Below are 6,996 nucleotides of genomic sequence, written 5' to 3'. Positions count from 1 at the left end.
AACGGACGCGTAGCATAACTGGATAGTGCACCACATTACGGCTGTGGAGGTTGGGGGTTCGACTCCCTCCGTGTTCACTCTAAAAATCTTTCTTGGAGCAAAGGGGCTTCCACCCTTCCAGGTTAAGAAATCGTCACCCTTCATCCGGTGGCGATTTTTTTTGCCATTTACTGATATCATCAAACAAATGGCAACGGAATTTGGAATTCCTTCTGCATCCTAACTTTCAAAAAATACCAAGCATGTTTAAATTGTACAATTCCCTTTTTTTTTGTAGCATTGATCACTTTGTTTTCCTGTCAGCCAAATCATGTAGAAAGCTATGCACTGCGATTACAGCCAGGAATGGATTTAAAGCAGGAAATGGCCCATTTTGTAAAGGAGAGACAATTGCAATCCGCATCCATCTCTACTTGTGTAGGAAGCTTAAGAGAGTTAATCATTCGTCCTGCCAACCAAAAAGGACTCTTGCATTTGAAAGGACATTTCGAAATTGTATCGCTAAGCGGAACCTTTGCCGACAAAGGCGAACACAATCACATTCACATTTCGGTATCCGATAGTACTGGCTACACCATTGGCGGACATTTGATGGATGGAAACCTAATTTATACCACAGCCGAGATTGTACTTTTGAACAACACCAACATCGAATTTATCCGCGAAATAGATCCGGAAACCACTTACTACGAACTAAAAGTGAAAGAGAATTAAAAAATTCGAGCGGCATTGAGAAATCGTAATCCTTTCATTGGTTGGCGATTTTTTATACACCATACTTTTATAGGATTTCGTGTTTTTTTTTTAACACAGTAGACTAATTTTAAACCAAATAGCACATCATAATAGAATTATTCTTAAATTCAAAATCAAGAAAATCATTAACACTGTAGGCAATGACTTTACGATTTGGATTAAGACCATTCCGCTTAAACAACAGCAAAAACAAATACTCAGCTGTAATTACCAATAACGAAACGGTTTCCGAAAAGGAAATTATTGAAGCAATGATTGCCAAAGGCTCTACAGTTAGTAAGGCCGAGGCATTGGCTGTTATCGAAGAGTACGAAGCTGCTGTTTGTAAGGCCATAGAGGAAGGTAAGAATGTAAACACTCGAATGTATAAAATCCATGCTGTTGTTAAAGGAATATTCGAAAGTGAAAAAGAGATTTTCGATTCCAAAAAACATTCTGTTCAAATTAACATTAAAGCCGGCAACAGGCTAAAGCAATGCGTGGAAAACATAGAAGTCGAAAAGCTAAGCCTAAGCAATAACACTCCCCTAATCCATACTTTTATAAACTTACATACAAAGCAATCAAATCAAGGATTCTCAAGCAGCCATGTTATTTCGCTTAGAGGAAAAAAACTGAAATTTGATCCACAAGACTCAAATCAAGGGATATTCTTTGTTAATGAAAAAGGACTGGAATTTAGAGTCGACAATCTAATTAAAAATAAACCATCAGAACTGATGTTTATTGTGCCTGAAAAGATTAGTGGTCATAAATTTATTCTTGAAGTAAGATGTTTGTTTCCTAATACCAGTCAAATTAGAACTGGCAAGTATCCCGAGCAATTGATTATTTATTGATCCCAATAACTTTTTCGTCGAGAAACGTAACTTTCTTCGCCGAAACAAACACCATTCTTCGACGAAGATGATTGCCATTCCCTAAGCTATAAAACAAAAGTTCAGAGGAGGATTTGTTTGGTATTGAATATGCCCTGCCCTACAACTTTAAATAATAATATGATTCCTTCCTATAAGTAGAATCAGGTATTTGAATTACGTTTTCGAGTTGGATATAACCTTTGCTCAAAATCTGTTATTTCATCTTTCAATTTCTTATTGACATTATTTAAAAGTTCATTTTGATGTTTCATTATACTTAAAAGGTCATGCATAGCATTTAGATTTTCCAACTGGATAGAAACGATTTCTTCAAGGTCTGCTTTGGTATATCTTCGACTCATATCTATAAACTTTAAAATATTCAAAATAATCTTTACTAGGACAATATTATGCTTTAAAAGCAAAACAAAGATATTAAAAATATCTAAATGAATACACAGAAGCATAAAATAATGCGAAAAGCATTTCATTTTAAGTCATTATATTTGTCTTCTAACCATACTCAACAGTAATGGAAAAACAAATATATAACCGCATTAAAGCAGTCTTAGCAGAAAAAGGAAAAACTAATAATTGGCTTGCTGATCAATTAGAAATGAACCGAACGACTGTTTCTAAATGGTGCAGAAATGAAATGCAGCCGAGAGTAGAAACTTTGTTTCAAATTGCAAAAGTATTAGATGTGAATGTTAGAATTCTATTGGTTGCTACCAAAGATTAAATTTCTGAACGAACCCCCGCTGCCGCACGAAACAGAGTTTGACAGCGTAGTAGACCATAGTCGTTAGTGAGAGCTAAACTTCCCTGCTGGAGCGATTCTATCGCGTTCCATTAATAAAATTTTATCACACAAGGACACTCGTACTATAACGGCTCTCTCCCATCACCCCGGCTTAACCTTTGTTATGGCTTTATTGTTTTGTACATTCACATGCAGATACATAATAAGTGTACAACACTTCCCAATTTGGGTAGATAAATACACTTTATTTTAAAGATATAATCGTAATAAGTACAATTGCGTTTGTTTTTACCTTAGCGGTTATTATAAATGAACAAGAATAAAAAACAATACTAGTACTAAATTACCATTTCTATGATAAATGCTCGAAGAAATGATATTCCCATGTTAATAAAAATATTAACTCCTCCTTTTTCTACTAATCTAAGTGTAAATCGTTGCGTAAAGCAAGATGACAAAAGATTACAGCGAATTGAGAATCAAATAAGATATATCAGTAAAATTAGTATCAGAAATAATTTTGCTTTTGTGAACACTACAAAGACAGGTGTAGTGTTATGTAATTTGTCAAATGGCAAGAAGGCTAACATTTTAGATGATCTATATTTTATATTTAAAGTTTCTGGATTAAAGTTAGGTCTGCAACTTTTAAAGCGTGAGAAGATGTTGAAGCAATTACATCCAAAATCAGATTATTGTCATTTGTGGTTTATTGGTGTTGAAAATTCTTCTCAAGGAAGTGGTATCGGAACAAAAATGATAAAGTTTTTAAAACAAACATGTCAGGAAAAAGGACTACCGATTTATTTGGAAACATCAAATCCGGATAACTTAAAGTTTTACGAAAAAAATGGATTTAAGCTCTACAAAACAGTAAAACTCCCAATGGATGATTTTGAATTGTATCTCTATTCCTGGGTTCCGCAAAAGTAATTGGAGAACTAAAATTGAGATAATAACAACAGCCAACACGCACTACAAACAATATGACAAACATACAAAATACACCACTGGATTATTCAGATAATCGGATTTGGGTATACTTCGAATTAGGAGGAAGTAAAGACATTGCATCTGATTACATTCTTAGCCAATTAGATTTTATAAGCCAAGAACAAATCACTAAAGTAAAGTATGGATTCAATCTATTTATATGCAATCAACAAATTCCAGAAGTAGTAAGAATACTCGAAAAAGAAAATCAAGCCATCTATCAGATTATCAGAATCGACTAATACGAAAATGTGTTTTTGAGATTCTCACTTTCGTACCACCGTATTGCCCTTGCTAATGCAAGATTCTTTTGCACTCCACCTATAAAATTTACCACAGGATAGGAAGCCTTTGCAGTGACCCTATTGTTTTGTAAATTAACAGACAATATTCGCACGGATACACAAACTGTGTCAGCTATTGATTTAAATACAAATCCCTTTACATGAAAGTCACCGCCAAAAAGAATGAACAAGTTGCCAAAATGATTTTTGCATCCATTTATCCACTTTACCTGAACAGGTTGGAGAAGAATGGCCGAACCAAAGAAGAACTCAACCAGGTAATAGAATGGTTTACTGGTTTTGATGAACAGAAACTGCAAGAACTTATTGATGAGAAGGTAACATTTGAAACCTTTTTTCAAAGAGCTAAAATACATCCCAACGCACACATGATTAAAGGAGTTGTTTGTGGCTATCGAATTGAAGAGATAGAGGATGAATTTGAAGTGTATAGACAATGCAGACGTATGGAAAAGCTGATTGATGAATTGGCCAAAGGTCGTAAAATGGAGAAAATTTTACGGGAAGAGAAGAAATAAAAACCAGTGCCTACACCAAGCAAAAGTGCCATGTACTTAAACAACTCACTAACAAAGCGCCTGCAAATAAAAGCTCTTAGTCATGAAGATGACAGAAAATGGGAAGCATTTTTTATCAACAACCCATCTCTTCCTTTTCTGGGTATCGACCTAAGTCCAACACCCAAAGAGCAAGCTAAAAGTTGGATACAATATCAGCTGGACAGGTATGAATCGGGACGATATGGTCATCATGCCTTGCTAAAGAAGGAATCTGGTGAGTTTATTGGCCAATGCGGATTGCTCACTCAAGAAATCAATGGCGAAGAGGTTCTCGAAATTGGTTATCACATCCTACCCAAGTACTGGGGGAATGGATTTGCTACCGAAGCAGCCATAAAATTTAGGGATTATGCATTTGAATCCAATTTGTGCGAAGGCTTGGTTTCCATTATTGATATCAGAAATATTGCTTCGCAAAAAGTGGCTGAGAAAAATGGCATGAAAAGAGGTCCTCAGGTTTCTTACCACGGTTTGGAGGTGTATGTTTACGAGATTACAAGAGAGGAATGGCTTTGCCTAAAAGGAGCAAAACAGTAAATCCAAGGCATTAGCTTGGATTTACTGTTTCTAATGATATGCTTGATGTAGTGATTACATCAAATTTTTATTTTCCACCTAAAATAAGAGAAAGTAATAAAGCTCTATCAACCAAACTGTGTCTTAAGATAAACTCCGACTTTTGTTTGTCGAAGCCTCCGATTGGCCCCAGTCCATCAATTTTTGCAATGTCTTTATCAATGCAACAGATGTCTGCAGAACTCCAACGGTGTTCCTCCTGTATTCTGGTGTCAATGCTTCTTCCAATGGTTTTTATTCTGCTAAAAAGCACAGCACTCGCATCGTTACATTCCATTGGAGGACGGCTAACTCCACCTTCGAATTGAACCTGGCAATCCTTTTTACGAACTTTAGGAAGTGTTATTATTTTTTTGATTTTGCCTTCCAATTGCTTGAACTCTTCCTCCGAATTAAATCGGATACTGACTTTTGAAGTACCATAAGCATGCACCTTGAAGATATTCGATTTAAATTCTGATTCGTATGGAGCAATTACATTTTCAGGATTGTTTTTACTTAAATCGATAATAGAAGCCAATGTCTTGAAATACACCTGAGAGATATTGGTTACATTCTCGGCTTGACTATTGTCCATTAATTTAAGGTTGTATGAGAACAAAGCCGAACCTGAACGTGATGTGACCACCGTTTCTTCCAATCCTCCTCCGTGCATAGACAAAACCGTTTTTGCCTTCATTGCCTTTTCACGAATTAATTTTTTCGAGAACTTTCCACTAATGGCACTATCAGTAATAAGCACAATGCCAATTTTGGTTTTCCTGATTTGCTTGGTAAATCGCAAGGATTGCAATGCCGAAATACAAGCCGTTACCCCTGCTTTGTTCTCCCAAACTCCGGTTCCATACAAACGGTGTTCCGTTTCTGAAAAATTCTCATGCTGATCCAATCTCTGAAAGTCATCAATCGGCATTAAAATCAGGTAATCAACTTCTTCACCAAATGAATTGGAAAAGTACATCATGTTCCCTACTTCATACTGTGGAAAAACCTCATGAGCAAACCCCAAATGGCTCAACTCATTTCGAATGAGAGAAGCACACTCGTTCACACCTTCGATGTTTCTTACATGGGTGTCGATGTTAATCATCTTCTTTAACAATGCTTCCGAATTTTGCTGTCTACTTCTAAGGAAAGAACGAATTCTTGAATTAAAGGATAGACTTTTGTTTTTCTCCTCAGGCAATTCGGTCATTAGGCTGTTGGAGAAATATCGCACCGATGCAACATCCAGCATCTTGTTCACCAACTTTGAAAAATCGTAGCCTGCAACTTTGGCCGCAGTTGGATAAGAACCTGTTTCGCCCAAACTTGCCATGGAATTGATCTCTAAAAGATAGATCTTTCCATTCTCGTCCAATCGAATGTCAACACGGGCAAAATCTCTCAATTCAAGTGCCTTGAATGCTTCAATGCTATATTTTATCATCTCATCAGACAAATCCGATGAAATGTTGGCCGGACATATCTTTTGCTTTGGCTTCTCTTTCTTATCGGTTACGGTTTGTATTCCATCCGGGTCGCCTTCCAAATCAATCTCCAGAACAGGAAACGCTTCAATTGGCGTATTGCCCAATAAACCAACGCAAAACTCGCGCCCCCTAATGAACTGCTCTACCAAAGCTTGCTGCTGAAATTCCGTCACTACAAAATTAATGCACTCTCTCAGGTCTTCTTCGTTGTAAACCACCTTTAAGCCAAAAGAAACACTCTCCATTTTTGGCTTTACGATCACGGGAAATTTCACCCCCGACAAGTCATCATTGGGCGAATTAAACACCCAAAAATCCGGCGTAGGCAACCCCTTGCTTTGCCAAATTACCTTGGTCATTACCTTATCCAATGCCAAAGCGTGGCCCGAAGGATTTGAACCCACGTAAGGAATCCCCAACATCTCCAACATGGAAGGAATATGGGTATAACGACTTTCGCCCTGAATACCATAGGCCATATTAAATACCATCCCCATTTGTTCACCTTCAATGGTACGTGGCATAAAATTCTGCAATCGCTCAATGATGTACATGTTACCATCCAATATGGATACATTATGCCCAGCCTTTTCCAGGCAGTTTGCAACACGTTTTACCTGCTCTTCCTTGTAGAACTCCTTGTTTTGCATCCCCAAAGTGTTAATCACCCCGGTAATGTCTTTGTTATAAATTATTGCAACTTTCACTTCA

The 6,996-nt window shown here is 36.9% G+C and carries 9 protein-coding genes and 1 tRNA gene; 8 read left to right on the top strand and 2 right to left on the bottom strand.

Features of this window, described 5'->3' with window-relative positions; translation table 11 throughout:
* Positions 1–3: 3 nt before the first annotated feature.
* From NQ163_RS19030 to NQ163_RS19020, 3 genes are all read left to right on the top strand, one after another.
* A tRNA-Arg gene (locus tag NQ163_RS19030) sits at positions 4–77 on the top strand.
* 202 nt (positions 78–279) lie between these two features.
* Positions 280–714, top strand: coding sequence for a PPC domain-containing DNA-binding protein (locus tag NQ163_RS19025; protein ID WP_326493337.1), 435 nt, complete (start codon positions 280–282; stop codon positions 712–714).
* Between the two features lie 182 nt (positions 715–896).
* Positions 897–1,595 carry a DNA-binding domain-containing protein gene (locus tag NQ163_RS19020; RefSeq protein ID WP_268191910.1) on the top strand — a complete coding sequence of 233 codons (699 nt, stop codon included), beginning with the start codon at positions 897–899 and terminating at the stop codon, positions 1,593–1,595.
* A 182-nt stretch (positions 1,596–1,777) separates the two neighbouring features.
* Here the strand turns inward: NQ163_RS19020 and NQ163_RS19015 are convergent, their stop codons facing one another.
* Complete coding sequence (locus tag NQ163_RS19015) at positions 1,778–1,978, bottom strand: hypothetical protein (protein WP_268191909.1); 201 nt, start codon at positions 1,976–1,978, stop codon at positions 1,778–1,780.
* Positions 1,979–2,148: 170 nt separating this feature from the next.
* On the opposite strand from NQ163_RS19015, the gene NQ163_RS19010 reads away from it, so the two are divergent.
* From NQ163_RS19010 to NQ163_RS18990, 5 genes are all read left to right on the top strand, one after another.
* On the top strand, positions 2,149–2,358 hold the full coding sequence (locus NQ163_RS19010) for a helix-turn-helix transcriptional regulator (RefSeq protein WP_268191908.1): 210 nt from the start codon (positions 2,149–2,151) through the stop codon (positions 2,356–2,358).
* A 375-nt stretch (positions 2,359–2,733) separates the two neighbouring features.
* Complete coding sequence (locus tag NQ163_RS19005) at positions 2,734–3,312, top strand: GNAT family N-acetyltransferase (RefSeq protein ID WP_268191907.1); 579 nt, start codon at positions 2,734–2,736, stop codon at positions 3,310–3,312.
* Between the two features lie 53 nt (positions 3,313–3,365).
* Entirely contained in the window at positions 3,366–3,614 is a 249-nt protein-coding gene (locus tag NQ163_RS19000) for a hypothetical protein (protein WP_268191906.1), read from the top strand.
* A gap of 203 nt (positions 3,615–3,817) precedes the next feature.
* Entirely contained in the window at positions 3,818–4,195 is a 378-nt protein-coding gene (locus NQ163_RS18995) for a DUF2200 domain-containing protein (RefSeq protein WP_120239556.1), read from the top strand.
* 30 nt (positions 4,196–4,225) lie between these two features.
* On the top strand, positions 4,226–4,774 hold the full coding sequence (locus NQ163_RS18990) for a GNAT family N-acetyltransferase (protein WP_268191905.1): 549 nt from the start codon (positions 4,226–4,228) through the stop codon (positions 4,772–4,774).
* Positions 4,775–4,841: 67 nt separating this feature from the next.
* On the opposite strand, the gene NQ163_RS18985 is transcribed toward NQ163_RS18990, so the two are convergent.
* Positions 4,842–6,992 (bottom strand): ATP-grasp domain-containing protein, encoded by a 2,151-nt coding sequence (locus NQ163_RS18985; protein ID WP_268191904.1) that lies wholly within the window; start codon positions 6,990–6,992, stop codon positions 4,842–4,844.
* Between the last annotated feature and the right edge of the window lie 4 nt (positions 6,993–6,996).

The sequence above is a fragment of the Marinifilum sp. D737 genome, assembly GCF_026672275.1.
GTDB lineage: Bacteria > Bacteroidota > Bacteroidia > Bacteroidales > Marinifilaceae > Marinifilum.
This window is presented reverse-complemented; position numbering and strand designations above follow the sequence as displayed.

Excerpts from the sequence above, each read along its gene's own strand:
- NQ163_RS19005 (WP_268191907.1), top strand. The coding sequence starts at position 2,734 with ATGATAAATGCTCGAAGAAATGATATTCCCATGTTAATAAAAATATTA.
- NQ163_RS19015 (WP_268191909.1), bottom strand. The coding sequence starts at position 1,978 with ATGAGTCGAAGATATACCAAAGCAGACCTTGAAGAAATCGTTTCTATC.
- NQ163_RS18995 (WP_120239556.1), top strand. The coding sequence starts at position 3,818 with ATGAAAGTCACCGCCAAAAAGAATGAACAAGTTGCCAAAATGATTTTT.
- NQ163_RS19010 (WP_268191908.1), top strand. The coding sequence starts at position 2,149 with ATGGAAAAACAAATATATAACCGCATTAAAGCAGTCTTAGCAGAAAAA.
- NQ163_RS19020 (WP_268191910.1), top strand. The coding sequence starts at position 897 with ATGACTTTACGATTTGGATTAAGACCATTCCGCTTAAACAACAGCAAA.
- NQ163_RS18990 (WP_268191905.1), top strand. The coding sequence starts at position 4,226 with ATGTACTTAAACAACTCACTAACAAAGCGCCTGCAAATAAAAGCTCTT.
- NQ163_RS19000 (WP_268191906.1), top strand. The coding sequence starts at position 3,366 with ATGACAAACATACAAAATACACCACTGGATTATTCAGATAATCGGATT.